This is a genomic window from Streptomyces sp. NPDC043996, from assembly GCF_056435225.1.
Genome location: NZ_JBWKEY010000003.1, coordinates 573805 through 591007, shown reverse-complemented (window position 1 = coordinate 591007; position 17203 = coordinate 573805). Strand labels below are relative to the sequence as shown.

Annotated in this window: 16 protein-coding genes and 1 riboswitch; of the genes, 11 read left to right on the top strand and 5 right to left on the bottom strand. The window is 71.8% G+C overall.

Annotated features, from left to right (window positions below; translation table 11 throughout):
• Positions 1-38: 38 nt before the first annotated feature.
• The 10 genes from AC07A4_RS09975 (at position 39) to AC07A4_RS09930 (ending at position 9496) form a co-directional block, all read left to right on the top strand.
• A complete protein-coding gene (locus tag AC07A4_RS09975) occupies positions 39-1160 on the top strand; it encodes a TIGR03364 family FAD-dependent oxidoreductase (protein WP_478595445.1) in 1122 nt (373 codons plus the stop codon).
• Between the two features lie 5 nt (positions 1161-1165).
• Positions 1166-1885 carry a phosphonatase-like hydrolase gene (locus AC07A4_RS09970; protein WP_478595443.1) on the top strand — a complete coding sequence of 240 codons (720 nt, stop codon included), beginning with the start codon at positions 1166-1168 and terminating at the stop codon, positions 1883-1885.
• The gene (locus AC07A4_RS09965) at positions 1882-2934 is read left to right on the top strand and encodes an ABC transporter ATP-binding protein (RefSeq protein ID WP_478595441.1); all 1053 of its coding nucleotides are present in this window, start codon (positions 1882-1884) and stop codon (positions 2932-2934) included. The genes AC07A4_RS09970 and AC07A4_RS09965 overlap by 4 nt, the downstream gene beginning before the upstream one ends.
• Positions 2927-3805: a 2-aminoethylphosphonate ABC transporter permease subunit gene (locus AC07A4_RS09960; RefSeq protein ID WP_478595439.1), complete on the top strand. Its 879-nt coding sequence runs from the start codon at positions 2927-2929 to the stop codon at positions 3803-3805. Before AC07A4_RS09965 ends, AC07A4_RS09960 begins: the two co-directional genes overlap by 8 nt.
• Positions 3792-4586, top strand: coding sequence for an ABC transporter permease (locus tag AC07A4_RS09955; protein ID WP_478595437.1), 795 nt, complete (start codon positions 3792-3794; stop codon positions 4584-4586). Before AC07A4_RS09960 ends, AC07A4_RS09955 begins: the two co-directional genes overlap by 14 nt.
• A gap of 58 nt (positions 4587-4644) precedes the next feature.
• Complete coding sequence (locus tag AC07A4_RS09950) at positions 4645-5715, top strand: 2-aminoethylphosphonate ABC transporter substrate-binding protein (protein ID WP_478595434.1); 1071 nt, start codon at positions 4645-4647, stop codon at positions 5713-5715.
• Between the two features lie 113 nt (positions 5716-5828).
• A complete protein-coding gene (locus tag AC07A4_RS09945; protein ID WP_478595937.1) occupies positions 5829-7313 on the top strand; it encodes an alkaline phosphatase family protein in 1485 nt (494 codons plus the stop codon).
• A gap of 82 nt (positions 7314-7395) precedes the next feature.
• Positions 7396-8175 carry an HAD-IIA family hydrolase gene (locus tag AC07A4_RS09940; protein ID WP_478595432.1) on the top strand — a complete coding sequence of 260 codons (780 nt, stop codon included), beginning with the start codon at positions 7396-7398 and terminating at the stop codon, positions 8173-8175.
• A gap of 96 nt (positions 8176-8271) precedes the next feature.
• Positions 8272-8814: a hypothetical protein gene (locus AC07A4_RS09935; RefSeq protein ID WP_478595430.1), complete on the top strand. Its 543-nt coding sequence runs from the start codon at positions 8272-8274 to the stop codon at positions 8812-8814.
• Between the two features lies 1 nt (position 8815).
• Positions 8816-9496 (top strand): class F sortase, encoded by a 681-nt coding sequence (locus AC07A4_RS09930; RefSeq protein WP_478595428.1) that lies wholly within the window; start codon positions 8816-8818, stop codon positions 9494-9496.
• Here AC07A4_RS09930 and AC07A4_RS09925 read toward each other — a convergent pair.
• The 3 genes from AC07A4_RS09925 to AC07A4_RS09915 form a co-directional block, all read right to left on the bottom strand.
• Positions 9493-10338 carry a CbtA family protein gene (locus AC07A4_RS09925; protein WP_478595426.1) on the bottom strand — a complete coding sequence of 282 codons (846 nt, stop codon included), beginning with the start codon at positions 10336-10338 and terminating at the stop codon, positions 9493-9495. The genes AC07A4_RS09930 and AC07A4_RS09925 overlap by 4 nt on opposite strands.
• A gap of 17 nt (positions 10339-10355) precedes the next feature.
• Positions 10356-10583 carry a CbtB domain-containing protein gene (locus tag AC07A4_RS09920; protein WP_478595423.1) on the bottom strand — a complete coding sequence of 76 codons (228 nt, stop codon included), beginning with the start codon at positions 10581-10583 and terminating at the stop codon, positions 10356-10358.
• Between the two features lie 33 nt (positions 10584-10616).
• Positions 10617-10732: riboswitch (cobalamin riboswitch) on the bottom strand.
• 463 nt (positions 10733-11195) lie between these two features.
• Entirely contained in the window at positions 11196-11972 is a 777-nt protein-coding gene (locus AC07A4_RS09915; RefSeq protein ID WP_478595421.1) for a GAF and ANTAR domain-containing protein, read from the bottom strand.
• A 163-nt stretch (positions 11973-12135) separates the two neighbouring features.
• Between AC07A4_RS09915 and AC07A4_RS09910 the strand changes: the two genes are divergently transcribed.
• Complete coding sequence (locus AC07A4_RS09910) at positions 12136-13179, top strand: glycoside hydrolase family 6 protein (protein WP_478595419.1); 1044 nt, start codon at positions 12136-12138, stop codon at positions 13177-13179.
• A 76-nt stretch (positions 13180-13255) separates the two neighbouring features.
• On the opposite strand, the gene glxA is transcribed toward AC07A4_RS09910, so the two are convergent.
• Both glxA and AC07A4_RS09900 read right to left on the bottom strand, forming a co-directional pair.
• A complete protein-coding gene (gene glxA / locus AC07A4_RS09905) occupies positions 13256-15193 on the bottom strand; it encodes a radical copper oxidase GlxA (protein ID WP_478595417.1) in 1938 nt (645 codons plus the stop codon).
• A complete protein-coding gene (locus tag AC07A4_RS09900) occupies positions 15190-17175 on the bottom strand; it encodes a glycosyltransferase family 2 protein (protein ID WP_478595414.1) in 1986 nt (661 codons plus the stop codon). The genes glxA and AC07A4_RS09900 overlap by 4 nt, the downstream gene beginning before the upstream one ends.
• Positions 17176-17203: the final 28 nt, after the last annotated feature.

Genomic DNA, 17203 nt, shown 5'->3' with positions numbered 1-17203 from the left:
CCCACGCCGGGTCACCCGCCGAAAGGAGCGTTGCCGTCGTGAGAGTCATCGTCGTAGGAGCAGGCGTGGTCGGCACCATGCACGCCTGGCACGCAGTGGAGCGCGGCCACGAGGTCGTACAGATCGAGCGCGAGAGCGAGGCTCGAGGGGCGTCCCTTCGCAACTTCGGGCAGATATGGGTCAGCGGCCGCGCGGGCGGCGAGGAGCTGGACACCGCCCTGCGCGCCCGCGAGCTCTGGGAGGAGATCGGCACCCGCGTCCCGGGCCTCGGCTTCCGCCCCAACGGCTCGCTGACCCTGGTGCGCACCGAGCGGGAGCGCGCCATCGCCGAGGCCGCCCTCGCCCGCCCGGACGCCGCCGCCCGCGGCTACAAGCTGCTCGGCGCCGACGAGGCCCGCGCGCTCAACCCGGCCCTTCGCGGCGCGTTCACCGCCGCCCTGTGGTGCGAGCGGGACGCCGCCGTCGAGCCGCGCACCGCCCAGCTGCGCCTGCGCGAGGAGCTGCGGAAGTCCCCGCGCTACACCTTCCTGCCCGGCCGCGAGGTCCGCGACGTCGTCGGCCCCGCCTCGGTGCGCGACGACCACGGCGACACGCACACCGGCGACGCCGTCGTGCTGTGCACCGGCGCCTGGCTCGGCGGCCTGGTCCGCGAGCTCGCGCCGGAGCTTCCGGTGCGCCGGGTCCGGCTCCAGATGATGCAGACCGACCCGCTCGGCGAGCCGCTCACCACGTCCGTCGCCGACGCCGACAGCTTCCGCTACTACCCGGCCTACCGCTCCCCGGAGCTGGACGCCCTCAACGCCGGGCAGGCGCAGACCCCGACGGCCGCCGCGCACAAGATGCAGCTGCTCATGGTGCAGCGCGCGGACGGCGGCCTGACCATCGGCGACACCCACGAGTACGAGCACCCCTTCGCCTTCGACACCGTCGAGGACCCCTACGACCACCTCAACGAGGTCGTCGAGGGCTTCCTCGGCCGCCCGCTGCCGAAGGTCCGGCGCCGCTGGGCCGGGGTGTACGCGCAGTGCGCCGACACCAGCAGGGTCGTCCACCGCGAGCGCGTGCGCGACGGGGTGTGGCTGGTCACCGGGCCCGGCGGGCGCGGCATGACCTGCTCGCCCGCGATCGCCGAGAAGACCGCCGACGAGCTGGGATGGTGAGGGAAATGACCACGCAGGACACGCAGAGCGCGACGCCCGCGAATATCAAGCTGGCCGTGCTCGACATGGCCGGGACCACCGTCGCCGACGGCGGCCTGGTCGAGCGGGCCTTCGCCGCGGCCGCCGGGGAACTCGGCGTCGAGCCCGGCTCCGCCGACCACGCCGCGAAGCTCGACTACGTCCGCGCCACCATGGGCGAGTCCAAGATCTCCGTCTTCCGGCACCTGTTCGGCGCCGAGGACCTGGCCCGGCGCGCCAACACCGCCTTCGAGAAGGCGTACGGGGAACTGGTCGACGGCGGCCTGATCGCGCCGGTCGACGGGGCCCGCGAAGCCATCGAGGAACTCCAGGCCGACGGCCTCACCGTGGTCTTGACCACGGGCTTCGCCCGCGTCACCCAGGACGCCATCCTGGACGCCCTCGGCTGGCGGAACCTGGTGGCACTCACCCTGTGCCCCGCCGACGCGGGCGGGCGCGGGCGCCCCTACCCGGACATGGTGCTCGCCGCGTTCCTGCGCACCGGCGCCGCCGACTCGGTGCGCGAGATCGCCGTCGCCGGGGACACGGCGTACGACATGCGCAGCGGCGTCCGCGCCGGAGCCGGGATCGTCGCGGGCGTCCGCACCGGCGCCCACGAGGAGGCGGCGCTGCGGGACGCCGGAGCCACGCACGTGCTGCCGTCGGTGGCGGAACTGCCCGCCCTGATACGGGGCTTCGGGTCATGAGCAGCGGCATCCGGTTCGACGCGGTCACCGTCGCCTACGGCCGCAACACCGTGCTCGACTCGCTCGACCTGACCGTCGAGCCCGGCGAGGTCATGGCGCTGCTCGGCCCTTCCGGCTCTGGCAAGACCACCGCGCTGCGGGCCGTCGCCGGGTTCGTGACGCCCGCGTCCGGGCGGGTGTTCATCGGCGACCGCGACGTGACCGGGCTTCCGCCGCACCGCCGGGGCATCGGCATGGTCGTCCAGCAGTACGCGCTCTTCCCGCACATGCGGGTCGACGAGAACGTCGCCTTCGGCCTGAAGGCGCGCAAGACCGCCAGGTCCGAGATCCCCGGACGCGTCGCCGACGCCCTGGACCTGGTCGGCATGGCCGCCTACGCCAAGCGCTACCCGCGCGAGCTGTCCGGCGGGCAGCAGCAGCGCGTGGCCATCGCCCGCGCCCTCGCCATCCGGCCCGGGGTGCTCCTGCTCGACGAGCCGCTGTCCGCGCTCGACGCGCAGCTGCGCTCCGGGATGCTCGCCGAACTCGCCCGGCTGCACCGCGAGTTGCCGGACGTGTCCATCCTGTACGTCACCCACGACCAGGTGGAGGCGCTCACCCTCGCCGACCGCATCGCCGTCATGGACCAGGCCAGGCTCCAGGACTGCGGCACCCCGCAGGAGCTGTACCGCAGGCCCCGCACGGAGTTCACGGCCTCCTTCGTGGGCAACGCCAACCTGCTGCCGGTCGCCGTGCGCGCGGGCGGCGTGGCGCTCGGCGAGGCCCTGGTGGACGTCGCCACCGACGGGGCGGCCCCCGGGGCCAGTGCCACGCTGTGCGTGCGCCCGCACCTGATGGGGCTCGGCCCAGGACCCAACGCCCTGACCGGAAGCGTCACCGAGGTCCAGTGGCGGGGGTCGACGCACCGCCTGTACGTCGACGTGGCGGGGCACGCCGTGAAGGCCGACGTGCGCGAGCTGAAGGAGCCGCCCGCGCTCGGCGAGAAGGTCACCCTGCACTTCGCGCCCGAGGACGCGGTGCTGCTGACCGCGGGGGTGAGCGATGGCTAGCGCGACGCTCACGGCGCCGAAGGAGCGGACCGGGACCACACCCCGCCGGGGCGTGCCCGGATGGGTGTGGGCACTGCCGCCCGTCGCCCTCCTCGGCCTGGTCTTCCTCTACCCCCTCGCCCTCGTCGTCCAGCAGTCCGTGCGGCCGGACACCGGGGGCACGTCCCTTCAGCCGTACGCCGACGTCTTCGCCTCCGAAGCGTTCCGCGAGGCCCTCGGGACCACCGTGTGGCTGGCCGTGGGGGCGACCGTCGGGTGCCTGGTGCTCGGGTTCGCCCTCGCCCTCGTCATCGCCTTCGTCCCGTTCCCCGGCGGCAAGGCCGTCGCCCGGTTCATCGACGTCTTCCTCTCCTTCCCGTCCTTCCTCATCACCCTCGCGCTGCTGTTCATCTACGGCACCAAGGGCATGGCCAACGGCCTGTGGACGGACGCGACCGGAAGCACCGGCGACGGGCCCTTCCAGTTCCTGACCACGCCCTGGGGCGTGCTGCTCGCCGAGATCACCTACTTCACGCCGTTCGTGATGCGGCCGCTGCTCGCCGCCTTCTCACAGATCGACACCGCCCAGCTTGAGGTGGCCTCCAGCCTCGGCGCGCGGCCCGCGCGGATCGTACGGCGTGTGATCCTGCCCGAGGCCCTGCCCGCGCTCGCGGCGGGCGGCAGCCTCGTCCTGGTGATGTGCCTGAACGAGTTCGGCATCGTCCTGTTCACCGGCGCCAAGGGCGTCACGACCCTGCCGACCCTCATCTACGGCAAGGCGATGCTGGAGTCCGACTACCCCGCGGCCTGCGTCGTCGCCGTCGTCAACATCGCGATCTCCGTGGGCCTCTACGGCCTCTACCGGGTGGTGAGCCGTCGTGCTGGTGCATAGCCGCAAGGGCAAGTGGGCCGCCTGGACGGTGTTCTTCGTCCTCTTCCTGCCGGTCTTCGCGCTGCCGCTCCTGGTGATCGTCGCCGCGTCGTTCGCGAGCCACTGGTCCGGCGCCTTCCCGTCCTCCTTCACCGGCGAGCACTACCGCGCCGCCACCCGGGGCGAGTCCCTCGACGCCCTCACCACCAGCCTGCTCACGGCGCTCGGCGCGAGCCTCATCGCGCTCGCCGCGGGCACCTGGGCGGCGCTCGCCGCGGCCCGGCTGCGGCGCGGCAGGAAGGCGCTCGACGCGCTGTTCATGCTGCCCGTCGCCGTGCCGTCCGTCGTCGTCGGGCTCGCGCTGCTCGTCGCCTTCAGCAAGCCGCCGGTGATCCTCAACGGCACGTCCACGATCGTCGTCCTCGCGCACGCCGTCCTCGTCACGGCGTTCGCCTACCAGTCGGTCTCCGCCGCCATCCAGCGCCTCGACCCGGCGTACGAGCAGGCGGCGGCGTCCCTCGGCGCCCGGCCCGGATACGTCCTGTGGCGGGTGAAGCTGCCGCTCCTGCTGCCGTCCCTCACGGCGGCCGCCGGGCTGTGCTTCGCCCTGTCCATGGGCGAGCTGAGCGCCACCGTGATGCTCTACCCGCCGGACTGGACGCCGCTGCCGGTGCGGATCTACGCCGCCACCGACCGCGGCGCCGCCTTCACCGGCGCCGCCCTCGCCGTGGTCCTCATGGCGGCGACCCTGCTCGTCCTGTTCGCGGTGTCCCGCGTCCGCACCCGCGCCTCCTACCGCTGACCGCCCCGCCTCTCCCTTCGCGTCCGCCTCTTCAAGCCTTCAAGGAGCACGACACGTCATGCGTACCCACACCCCCGTCCGCACGCTCGCCGCCCTCGGCGGCTGCGCCCTCCTCGCCACCGCTCTCACCGCCTGCGGCGGCGACTCCGCCGCCTCCGACGCCAAGGTCGTCACCGTCTACAGCGCCGACGGCCTCAAGGGAGAGAACGGCGACGGCTGGTACGACAAGGTCTTCAAGGACTTCGAGAACAAGACCGGCATCAAGGTCAAGTACGTCGAGGGCGGCTCCGGCGAGATGGTGCAGCGCGCCGTCCGCGAGAAGTCCAACACCCAGGCCGACGTCCTGATCACGCTGCCGCCGTTCATCCAGCAGGCCGACGAGAAGGGCCTGCTCACGGCGTACCGGCCCAAGGGCTCCGAGCAGGTCGACGGCGCGAACAAGGCGTCCGACGGCAAGTGGACCTCCGTCGTGAACAATTACTTCGGCTTCATCTACAACAAGAAGGAGCTGAAGGGCGCCAAGGCCCCCAAGACCTGGGACGAGCTGACCGACGGCGCGTACAAGAACAAGCTCCAGTACTCCACGCCCGGCGTCGCGGGCGACGGCACCGCCGTCCTCATCAAGGCCATGCACGACTTCGGCGGCAAGGAGCCCGCCATGAAGTACCTGGGCGAGCTCCAGTCCAACAACGTCGGCCCGTCCGCCTCCACCGGAAAGCTCGCGCCCAAGGTCGACAAGGGCGAACTCCTCGTCGCCAACGGCGACGTCCAGATGAACTACGCCCAGTCCAAGGACATGCCGAACCTCGGCATCTGGTTCCCGGCCAAGGAGGGCAAGAAGCCCACCACCTTCGCGCTGCCCTACGCGGCTGGCCTGGTCAACAAGGCCCCGCACAGCGCCAACGCGCGGAAGTTCCTCGACTACCTGCTCTCCCAGCGGGCGCAGGCCCAGGTCAGCGAGGTCGGCGGCGGCTTCGCCGCCCGCAAGGACGTCAAGGCCACCGACGCCAACGCCATCGCCCTGGAGAAGATCATGGACGGCGTCGAGGTCTTCGAGCCGGACTGGGCCGACATCTCCGAGAACCTCACCTCGTACGTCGAGGACTGGAAGTCCGCCACCGACAGCTGACCCCGTCCCCTTCACTCCCCTTCGCCCCGCTTCACCCAGCCCCGCCAACGCCCCTGCACAGCCAGGGGCGTTGTCATGCCTGCCCGCCCCCTGGAGGACCCGTGTCCCACGGCATGCGCCGCCGCTCGCTCCTCGTCTCCGCCGCCGCCCTCGCCACCGCCGCGGGGCCCCTGTCGGGCCTCGCCCGCGCCGCCGCGGCCAGAAAGCCCAAGGTGCTGGTCATCGGGCTCGACGGCGCGCTCATCGACCGGATCGGGGCCGCCGCCGCGCCCACCCTGAAGTCCCTGATGGCGCGCGGCCTCACGGCCCCGAGCAGCATCTACGCCGCCCCGCTCGCGCCCACCTCGTCCGGGCCCGGCTGGTCCACGCTGCTCACCGGCGTCTGGCCCGACAAGCACAAGGTCGTGAACAACGACTTCACCGGCCACGCCCTCGCCCGCTACCCCGACTTCCTGACCCGCGCCGAAACCGCGAACCCGACCCTCACCACGTACGCCGTGTCGTCCTGGGCCCCCATCACCGACACGCTCCTCTCCGCCGAGGTCGACACCCGCGTCTCCACGCCGTCCGCCGAGTACGACGAGGGCACCACGGCCCGCGCCGTCGCCCAGCTCACGCACGGCGACCCCGACGCCGTGTTCGTTCAGCTCGACAACATCGACCACGCCGGACACGGCCACGGCGCCGCGAGCCGCGCGTACCTCGACGCGATCCACGGCGCCGACACCCAGGTCGGCCGCGTCCTCGACGCGATGAGCGCCCGCGCCACGTACGCCGAAGAGGACTGGCTGGTCATGGTCACCGCCGACCACGGCCACACCGACGCGGGCGGCCACGGCGGCTCCAGCTGGCCCGAGCGGCAGACCTTCCTCATCGCCGCCGGCGGCGGCCTCACCCCCGGCTCCCGGCGCCACGACGTCCGCATGCCCGACGTCGCCGCCAGCGCCCTCGCCCACCTCGGCGTCGCCATCGACCCCGCCTGGGACCTCGACGGCCGCCCCGTGCAGCGACCCCGCCCGGACGCCTTCGACGCGCTGCGCGACCGGCTCGGGCCGCCCGTCGACGAGACCGGCGTCGGCGCGGGCGTCCTCGGCTTCACCCACACCCCGCCCGCGGGCTGGAGTGTCGACAACACCAAGATGGGCGGCGGTGGCGTCACCGAGTGGCGCGGCTGGTCCTTCACCACGGACGAGTTCTGGACGAAGACCCAGCGCGACCAGCGGCGCGAACTCAACCTCAGGGCCCGGAACGTGTTCGCCGTCGCCGACGGCGACGAGTGGTCCGACAAGCCCGTCACCGGCACCTTCGACTCCACCCTGATCAGCCCGGCGTACGAGGTCAGGGGCGGCGAGCGGGCCACGCTCGGCTACACCACGTACTACCGCCACCAGGCCCCGCAGCGGGGCCAGGTCCTCGTCAGTTACGACGACGGGGCGCCGGTCGTCGTGAAGACGTACACCGCCGACACCCCCTCCGTCGCCGAGACCCTGGCGCTCCAGGTGCCCGCCGGGGCCAGGACCGCGCGCGTCCGCTTCCGCTACACCGGCGGCGACAACTGGTTCTGGGTGATCGACGGGGTCGAGATCAGGCCGTCCTGACTAGGCTGGGGGGTGCTGGCACAACGTCGTTCCGGCGCCCCATCAGCCACGTTGCTTTTCGCAGACCGCAGGAGTGCACCCCATGGCAGAGCGCAAGCCCATCGAATCGTGGCTCACCGACATGGACGGCGTGCTCATCCACGAGGGCGTGCCGATCCCCGGCGCGGACTCCTTCATCAAGAAGCTCCGCGAGTCCGGCAAGCCGTTCCTCGTGCTGACCAACAACTCCATCTACACCGCCCGCGACCTCCAGGCCCGGCTCACCCGCATGGGCCTCGAAGTGCCCGTCGAGAACATCTGGACCTCGGCCCTCGCCACCGCCAAGTTCCTCGACGACCAGCGGCCCGGCGGCACCGCCTACGTCATCGGCGAGGCGGGCCTGACCACCGCCCTGCACGACATCGGCTACGTCCTGACCGACCACGCGCCGGACTACGTGGTCCTCGGCGAGACCCGCACGTATTCCTTCGAGGCCATGACCAAGGCCGTCCGGCTCATCAACGACGGCGCCCGGTTCATCTGCACCAACCCCGACGAGACGGGCCCCTCCACCGAGGGCCCGCTGCCCGCCACCGGAGCCGTCGCCGCGCTGATCACCAAGGCGACCGGCAAGAAGCCGTACTTCGCCGGGAAGCCGAACCCGCTGATGATGCGGACCGGCCTGAACGCGATCGGGGCGCACTCGGAGACCAGCGCGATGATCGGCGACCGCATGGACACGGACGTCCTCGCCGGTCTGGAGGCCGGGATGGAGACGTTCCTGGTCCTCACCGGGCTTACCTCGCGGGCCGACATCGACCAGTACCCCTTCCGGCCCTCGAAGGTCGTGGAGTCCATCGCCGACCTCGTCGACCGGGTGTGAGGCCGCCGGGCCGCTGACGGGCCCCGTCCCGTACGGGTGTGCTGAAGGTGCGGTCCGCCGCTCCCGGCGTGAATCTGCTGGTACAGGAGGTTCACGATGCGTATATGTTCGCTTGCCGTGCGTGGCGCGGGGGTGCTCGTCCTCGCGGGCGCCCTCGCGGGGCCGCCCGCGACGGCCGTCGCCCATGACCAGGACCAGGTCAGGGCCCAGGTGTCGCCCGCGGGCGCGGTGCCGGGCGGGCAGGTCGAGGTGCGGGTCTCGGGCTGCCGCGGCACGACGGGCGCGGCCGGGTCCGGGGCCTTCGCCAAGGACGCCGAGCTCACCGGGGGCGGCGGCGCGGGCGCGCTGACGGGGAGCGCGCGGCTCAGGGCGGGCGTCTCCGGCACCTATGAGATCACCGTGACCTGCGACGGACACCCCCACCAGGGCGTCGGCACCGTCCAGGTCACCGGCGCCGCGGCCACCCCGTCGGCGCCCGTGCGGGCCGGGGGCGGCGGCACCGCCCCCCTGACGTCCGCCGCGGCCGCCGCCGACCAGGCGGGGCCCGGCACCCGGCACGCCGTCGTCGGCCTGGTGCTCGCGACCGCCGCGGCCGTGGCCGTGGCCCTGCGCGGCGTCCGCCGGCGCCGCTCGGGCTGACATGGGCGGGCCCGAGCCCGACAGCGACGGCACCGCGCACGGCACGAGCCGTCTCGTCCTGGGCGTGGCATGGGCCGTGCTGCTCGTCGGCCTGTGGCTGTGGGGAAACGAGATCACCGACGTCCGGGGCGGGCTCTCGGACCCGACCACCGGCGACGTCGCCGCCGTCGGCCGCCCCGCCGGGGTCGAACTGCCCCGTCAGCACGCGCCGTTGGCCGCCGCCCGCCCGCAGCGCGTGGACGTTCCCTCGCTCGGGGTGCGGGCGCCCGTGGTGGCGCGCGGCCTGGACGCGGACGGCGCGATCGACCCGCCGCCCTACGCGCAGGCGGGCGCCGTCGGCTGGTACGGCGGCGGGGTGCGGCCCGGCGCCGCCGGGACGGCGCTGTTCGTGGGGCACGTGGACACCGAGAGCAGACCCGCCGTGTTCTACCACCTCAGCGCCGTACGGCCGGGCGAGAAGATCCGGGTGGCGCGCGACGACGGGTCGGTCGCCGAGTTCACCGTCGACGACGTACGGGTGCTCACCCGGCGGAACTTCGACGCCAGAACGGCCTACGGCCCCCGCGAGGGGGGCCGCGCCGAGCTCCGCCTGATCACCTGCGGCGGAACCTTCGACCACGCGAGCCGCACCTACTCGGCGAACGTGGTCGTCTCCGCGTATCTCACCGGAACGGGACCCTAGGGCGTGGCCGTGCCGGTGCTTGCGGTCCCGCCGCCGCTTCTGGCGCGGATGGCCCGCAGCCCCAGGCCGCCGAAGACCGCGGCGAACACGATCCACAGCAGCACGTGCGACGCCAGGGACAGCATGCGGAAGTCCCACAGCAGCGTCGGGCTCACGGGCGTCGGGTCCGGGTTGTCCGGAAGCGCCCACAGCAGGACGAGAACCGCCACCGCCGTGCCCGCCGCGGCGAGCTGCCGCAGCGGCTGCGGCCGGGGCGCGAGGCGCGCGTACACCTGCCAGACCAGGAACATGCCGAGCACGCTGATCACGACCGCCGCCACCCACATGGCCTGCCGGTCGCCCACCGTCCCGGCGTCGCCGACGCCGGGCGGCATCGCCGGATAGCGCAGGGCCGGGAAGAGGGAGACGGCGGTGAACGCGGCCGCGCAGAACGCGAGCGCTCTCGGCCAGGGGTTCGCGCGCGGATCGCGGCGGTGCACGAGCGCGTACGCGACGGCGAAAAGGACGCCGATCGCGAGGCCCGCGACGACGAGCGCGACGACCAGACCCGCGTGCTGGGTCGACCGTGAGAACAGCTCCTCGTGGTGCTGCACCGCGGTGCCCGCGTCGTGGTCATGCGCCTGCGAGCGGGCCTCCTCCGCGCGGATCGCCTTGTCCATCAGCGGCTCGGCGAGCAGCAGGGAGAACAGACCGGCGGCGAGACCGCCGAGGCCACCGGCCGCGAGACCGCGGCCGAGCAGCGTCAGAACGGGGGAGAAGGCCGCTGGGGAGGCGGCGGGAGCCGAAGCGCGGGGAGCGGTCAGGGGATTCGGGGAAGGGGGAGTCTCTGGGGACGCGGTCATGGTGCGTGCGGCCCCGATCAGTGGCAGGGGGCACCGAAGAGGTGCCTGCCGTCGTGCGCGAACTCGTGGAGGTAGTCGCCGGTCGCCGAGATCAGCGAGCCGTTGTCCATGAAGACGGCGTACAGGGCGATCAGCGCGAGGATCACGGCGCCGGCGGCTATCAGCCAGTCGCGGGTCTGGATCGTCGCGGACTGTACTGCCGCGGTGTCGGTGTGTGGTCCTGCGTGCGCAGACGTAGCGGACATACCGGGCTCTCCTTCTGGGGTTTCCACGCCCCATGGCAGGAGGACGAGGGGGCCAGTTCCTGACTTCCCCGCGGTTGCGCGGGGTCACAGTGGCGGGACCGTCCCGGAGTCGCACCGGGTTCCTGGCGACCGTCGCCTCGATGTATGGACTTGTCGCCGGGAGAGTCGCAGGTGGTCATGGACACTGTCAACCAGCCCCGTTGCTCCGGGCAGTGGCACGGGGCGCACGACATGGGCGCGCGATCGGCGGCGCGCGCGGGCAGCACCAGGCCCGGCCAACGACCCGCTCCCCCCGGAGCCGTCGACCGGGCCGGTCCTCCACCGCGCGCGCTCGAGCTGCGGGAGGAACCCGGCGCCGGCGCGGGAGGCTTCGGATGGTTCATCGGTCGTGGACGTGCGTGGAGTACGACTTCGACTCCGGCCGGGGGCTTGGGCCGTCACCATGACTTCAGTCACGACTCTAGAACGGAAGACGGCCCTGGCCTAGGGGAGTTTGACGCCAACAGGACTTTTGAAGCCGTGGGGAGTTGTCGCAGGTCGCAAGGGTATGCGGTGGCCGGACGCGCGGGCTCCGCCGACCGGGGGCGCGGTCGGCTGGGGCGGCTGGGTCCGCTACGGGCCGCGCGGCGCCTTCGGCTCCTTCCCGCGCAGCGCCGCGTCGTCGAGGCCGCCCTGGATCACCATCCTGGCGACCGCGTCCAGCACGAGGCGCTCCCGACGGGCGTACCGCCGCAGCCGGTTGAAGGCCACGTCGAGATCGGTCCCCCAGCGTTCGGCCAGCATCCCCTTGGCCTGCTCGATGCGGATGCGGCTGCTGAGCGCGGACTGCAACTGGCCCGAGAGGGTGCGGTACTCGGCGTACGCGCGCTGGTTGTACAGGCCGACGGCAGCGGCGTCGGCGAGCGCCTGCGCGAGCCCCAACGCGCCGTCCTCTGGCCGCGGCGCGCCGTCCGGCAGCCAGTCCACCGCGAACACGTTCAGCGCCCCGAGCACGCGCTCGCGCGCCCGCAGCGGCACCGCGAACGTGGCGCCGACGCCCCGCGCGCGGGCCTGTGCGGTGAACCCCGGCCAGCGGGACGCCGCGTGCCGCGACGCGAGCCGCACCGGCGCCACGGCCCGGCCGGTGCCGAAGGACTCCAGGCAGGGGCCGCCGAGGTGCTGGGCCTCCATGAGGGCGCGGGCGAGGTCGCCGCCGCGGCGGCTCGCGGCGAGCTGGACGGTGTCGTCGCCGTCGGTGTACATCACGCCCGCGGCGAGCGTGCCGAGGACTTCCGCGCAGCGCTGGGAGACGAGGCACAGATGGCCGTCGGCGTCGAAGTCGTCGGCGACCGTGACGCCCGACGCGAGCAGGGCGCGTGCCACCCGGAGCTCAGCGGTGCGGTCGGCCATGGCACTCCTCGTTTCCACCGCCCCCCACCCGGCTCTCGCCTACCCGGATTCCGAGGGGTGTAACAGCTCTCCAACACCTGGTGGGCAGGGCCTGTCCGACCTCGTGGGCGCCGCGTAGTTATGTCAGGATTGAGCACCGGACCGGGCACCCAAGGGGGAGTGGATGTACCGCAGGAACACAGGCCGCGGACGGGGTTTCGCGGCGCGGGGGGTAACGGTCTCGATGGCGCTCGCGGGCGCCGCGGTCCTGCTGTCCGGGTGCTCGTCCGACGACGGGAACGGCGACGGTGACGGCGACGGCGCGACCCGCCCGGTGAAGCAGCAGCCCAAGGGCTCCGACCCGTACTGGGTCAACCCCGACGGCAACGCGGCGCGGCAGGTCGGCACGTACGAGAAGGACGGCAAGAAGGACGAGGCCGCGCAGATCCGCAAGATCGCCGAGCAGCCCGTCGGCGAGTGGATCGGCCCGGACCGGCCCGAGGACGAGGCGCGCGGCTTCACGGAGGCCGCCGCGAAGGCCGACCGCGACGCCCTCCTCGTCCTCTACAACATCCCGCACCGCGACTGCGGCCAGTTCTCCAAGGGCGGCGCCGCCGACGGCAACGCCTACCGCGCGTGGATCGACGGCGTCGCCAAGGGCATCGGCGACCGCCGCGCCACGGTCGTCCTGGAGCCGGACGCGGTCCTTCACATGGTCGACCAGTGCACGCCCGGGCAGTTCCACGAGGAGCGCTACGACCTCCTCAAGGGGGCCATCGGCACGCTCAAGTCCCTGAAGAACACGAAGGTCTACCTGGACGCGGGCAACGCGGGCTGGTCGCAGCCGGACTCCCTGTGGGAGCCGCTGAAGCGGTCCGGCGTCGAGCAGGCCGACGGCTTCGCCGTGAACGTCTCCAACTTCCAGACCACCGAGGCCAGCAAGGAGTACGGCACGAAGCTGTCGGAGAAGATCGGCGGCAAGCCGTTCGTCATCGACACCAGCCGCAATGGGCGCGGGCCCTATACGGGCAAGGGCAAGGACCCCTGGTGCAACCCCCCGGGCCGGGCCCTGGGCGAGGCCCCCACCACCAAGACCGGTGACCCGAAGGTCGACGCCTATCTCTGGGTGAAGCGGCCTGGGGAGTCGGACGGAACGTGTCGCGGGGGGCCGCAGGCTGGGCAGTGGTGGCCCGAGTACGCGCTCGGGCTCGCGAAGGGGAGCGACTGAAGGAGCGCGGTGAACTGCGGGTCCGTTGTGGCTGGTCGCGCAGTTCCCCGCGCCCCTTACGGGGCGCAGCTGCCCCCTACGGCACGTGCACCCACTGGGCCTTGCTGGGCGTGCCCTCGTCGTCCGTGACGAAGAGCATGTACCAGCCGGACTCCACCAGGCTCCGGTTCTTGGGAACCGTCACCGTCAGCTTGCCGCCGGACTTCTTCAGGCCGAGGGCGATCGACGTCTGGTCGATGTCCGTGACGTGGGTGGTGGCGGAGGGCCGGATCAGCCGGGCCGACTTGATGGACCGGGCGTCCTTCGAGGGGAACGTGCCGGAGGCGCCCCGCTTCAGGGTCTTGGGGCCGGACCCGAGCGCGGGCCGGTCGCCGTGGTACAGGTACGGCGGCGTGTAGATCTCCACCCGCTGCTCGAAGCTCCCCGGCTTGGTGTTGGCCTTGTCGGCGTACAGGGAGTCCGAGCCGAAGAACATCACGCGGCCGTCGGGCAGCAGGATCGAGCCCGAGTGGTAGTTGCGGCCCACGTGCGGGTCGGCGACCTTGTCGAGGGTGTTCTTACGCGGGTCGTACAGGCGCGCCTCGTGGATGTTGGAGGCGCCGCGGCCGCGGTAGTCCTCGGAGCCGCCGGAGATCAGGACCGAGTCGTCGGGCAGGACCGACGCCTGCGGGTAGCGGGTGCCCGTGCCCAGCTCGGGGCCGTCCTCGAAGCGCGGGCTGCGGTCCTTGAGGTCGACGACGCGGGTCTTCTTGGAGGCCTTTGTGGACTCGCCGACGCCACCGCCGCCGATGACCATGTAGCGCTGGTCCTGCGCGGGCGGCAGCTCGACGGTGTTGGAGGTCTCCAGGAGGTCCGGGTCGCTCATGCCGGGGATCTTCTTGAACTTGTTGGTCGCCAGGTCCCAGACGCCCGGGTCACGGCCGACGTCGGCGGGGCCGTAGCCCGCGTTCGAACCGGAGTAGAAGAGCTTGCCGTTCGCCATCTGGAAGATCGCCGGATAGGTCGGGAACTGCCGGACGCCCTTGGTGTACGTCCACTTCTTCGTCTTCGGGTCGTACACCTCGTTCTTGCCCGGCACCAGCTGGCCGATCTCGTCGAGGCCGGAGAGGGAGAGGACACGGCCGTCGGTGAGCGTGGTCAGCGTCGGGTACCAGCGCGCCTCGTTCATCGGGTCGACCTTGATGTACTTCTCCGCCACCGGGTCGAACTCGAAGGTGTCCTTGATGCCTTGGAAGTCCTTCTTGTCGAGGGCGAGCTTCTGCGCGATGCCGTACGTGTTGCGGGCGTCGGCGCCGCTGAGGCCCTGCACGCGGTAGTTGTCCTGGGTGCCGGTCTCGTACTTGGCGCCGCTCGCCTGCGCCTCCACGTAGATGCGGCCGAGGCCCGGGTCGTTGCGCAGGAACGCGCCGGTCTGCTTGTCGAAGACCTTCTTCGCGCGCTCCACGACGACCGGGTCCTTCGACACGAAGGTCTTGCCGTTCTTCTTGCCGGTGAACTTGGTGCCCGCGGGCAGCGTGATCGGCCGGTCCGGGTTCTCGTTGTGCACGATCATCAGGCCGCCGGCCTTGGTGACGTCGCCCTTGAGCTTCTCGTACCGCTTGGTGCCGCCCGCGATGAGCAGCTTGCCGTCGCCGAGCTGGGTGTGGCCGGTGCAGAACAGGTCCGTGGGCGTCGGGATCTTCTTGATCGTGTTCTTCTCGGGGTCCCAGAGCCGGGTGTCGAACTTCTTCTCGTCGAAGTTCTTCTGGTTGTTGCCCGAGCCCGCCACCATCAGGATCTTGCCGGTGTGCAGGAGCGAGGCGTGGATGGTGTTCTGCCGGTACTCCTCGGGGAAGTCGATGACCTTCCAGTGGCCGTTGTCGGCCTTGTACTCCGGCTGGTTGATCTTGTAGTTGTGGTACTTCTCGGAGCCCACGCGCCACAGCCAGGGACCGTTCATGCCGGCCAGGGCCAGCACCACCGCGGTGCCTATCGCGATGCGGCGGGCGCGGCGGCGGCTTGAGGGGTCTCTCATGTGTCGTGGCTCCCGAGGGCGATCTGCATGGTGTCTTCATTCGAGGCGGGCGGCGGGTGCGGGGCGTTCCCCGGGGCGTTCGCCGCCCAGCTGGGTTTCGGCTGCGGGGCGTGGCCCGCGGGGCGCGCGAACTGCCGGGCGGGCAGCGTCTGTTGCTCCGGGACGCGGGCCTCATCGGCCTCGGCCGCCGCCGGGGGCTTCCGCTGCTCCACGCGCATGCCGTAGCGCCAGGCGAAGATCGGCGCGGCGGTGATCAGGAGCGCGAACGTGGCCCAGATGATCATCGCAGGGTGCGCGTGGTCGTACACGTACGCCGCCGTGATGGAGCCGGCGAAGACCAGGATGAAGAACAGGTGGATGCGGAACGTGCCGAAGAGCGTGTCCGGGCTCGCCGAGTCGCCCTTGGGCGTGACCACGAACGACGACTTGCGGCGCAGCACCGCGTCCATCAGGGAGCGCGCGTAGATCGGCGCGGACAGGGCCGACATCACCATGCCCGCGATGCCCCCGGAGCCCTCGGGCTCGTGCGGCGAGACGTTGTGGCGGCGGTTCCAGATGTAGAGGCCGATCTGGAGCGCGGAGGCGTTGCCGTAGAGCATCAGCCAGATGGTCGGGTCGATGTTCACGCCGGAGGCGCCGAGGCCGAGGAACAGGGCGCAGCTGAGGGCCGCGAGAATCCAGTTCAGCGCGGACATCGGGTAGAAGATGACCATCATCGTGTAGTTGAAGAGCCGCCCGGGCGGCAGCGAGAAGGGCGCCTTCCAGAACTGCTTGAGGATGGTCTCGTAGGTGCCGCGCGACCAGCGCAGCTGCTGGGTGAAGAAGTCCGTCCAGGCGTTGGGTCCCTCGCCGACGGCGAGCACGTCCGGGGTGTAGACCGACTTCCACTTCCTTCCGGTGGCCGGGTTCCTGTGGCGGTGGATCTCGAAGCCCGTCGCCATGTCCTCGGTGATCGAGTCGTACAGGCCGCCGATCTGCTTCAGCGCGCTGATGCGCACGGCGTTGGAGGTGCCGACGAACATCGGGGAGCCGTAGGCGTTGCCCGCGCGCTGGATCAGGGCGTGGAAGAGGAACTGCTGGGACTCGGCGGCCTTGGTGACGAACGTGTCGTAGTTGCCGTAGACCTGCGGGCCGATGACGAAGCCGACGTCCGGGTCGCGGAAGAAGCCGAGCATCCGCTCCAGGTAGTTGGGCATCGGGACGTGGTCGGTGTCGACGGAGGCGAAGTACTCGTAGTCGTCGCCGTGCGCGTCGAGCCAGGCGTTGTAGTTGCCGTGCTTGGTCTTGGCGCGGTGCGGGCCCTTGGCCTGGTTCCACTTCGCGATGCCCTTGCGGGAGAAGTGGTGCACGCCCAGGCGCGCGCAGACGGCCTTGACCTCGGGGTCGTCGCCCTCGTCGAGCAGCCAGACGTGCAGGAGCCCGCGGTGGCGCAATTTCACCGCCGCCTCAAGGGTCTTGGTGACCATCTCGATCGGCTCCTTGCCGGGCACGAACGAGGTGAGGAAGGCGACGCGGGTGCCCGTCTCGGGCACGACGGGCACCGGGTCGCGGGCGACGAGCGTGGCGTGCGCGTTCGACAGGACGTTCATGCAGCGGAAGAACTCGATCAGTCCGATCGAGACGAGCATGACGACGTCGAGTACGGGCAAGAAGTCATACGCAGGGTAGTCGCGCTCCGTCCAGTGCTCGGGCTGGAGGAGCCAGGCGAGCAGGACGAGGGAGAGCAGCGGGGCGGCGCCCAGCATGAGGGCCGCGCGTATCCGGTGCGGCTCCTGCGACAGCAGGGAGCGGTACTGAACCTTGTACGGCTGCGTCGGGTCCGGCTGGGTGAGGGGTCCGGCGAGGCGGCTGTAGTGCTCGTAGTCGTAGCGTGGCAGCGACTTCTTGATGCGTCTGAGCCCGCCCGTCCGGTGCGAGAGCACACGGAGCTGGGTGGTCTGGGACGGGTCGCCGTGCCGCTCGCCCGGTGGCGTCGACGTCATGAGTCATCCCCCCGCACACGGTCCTCCG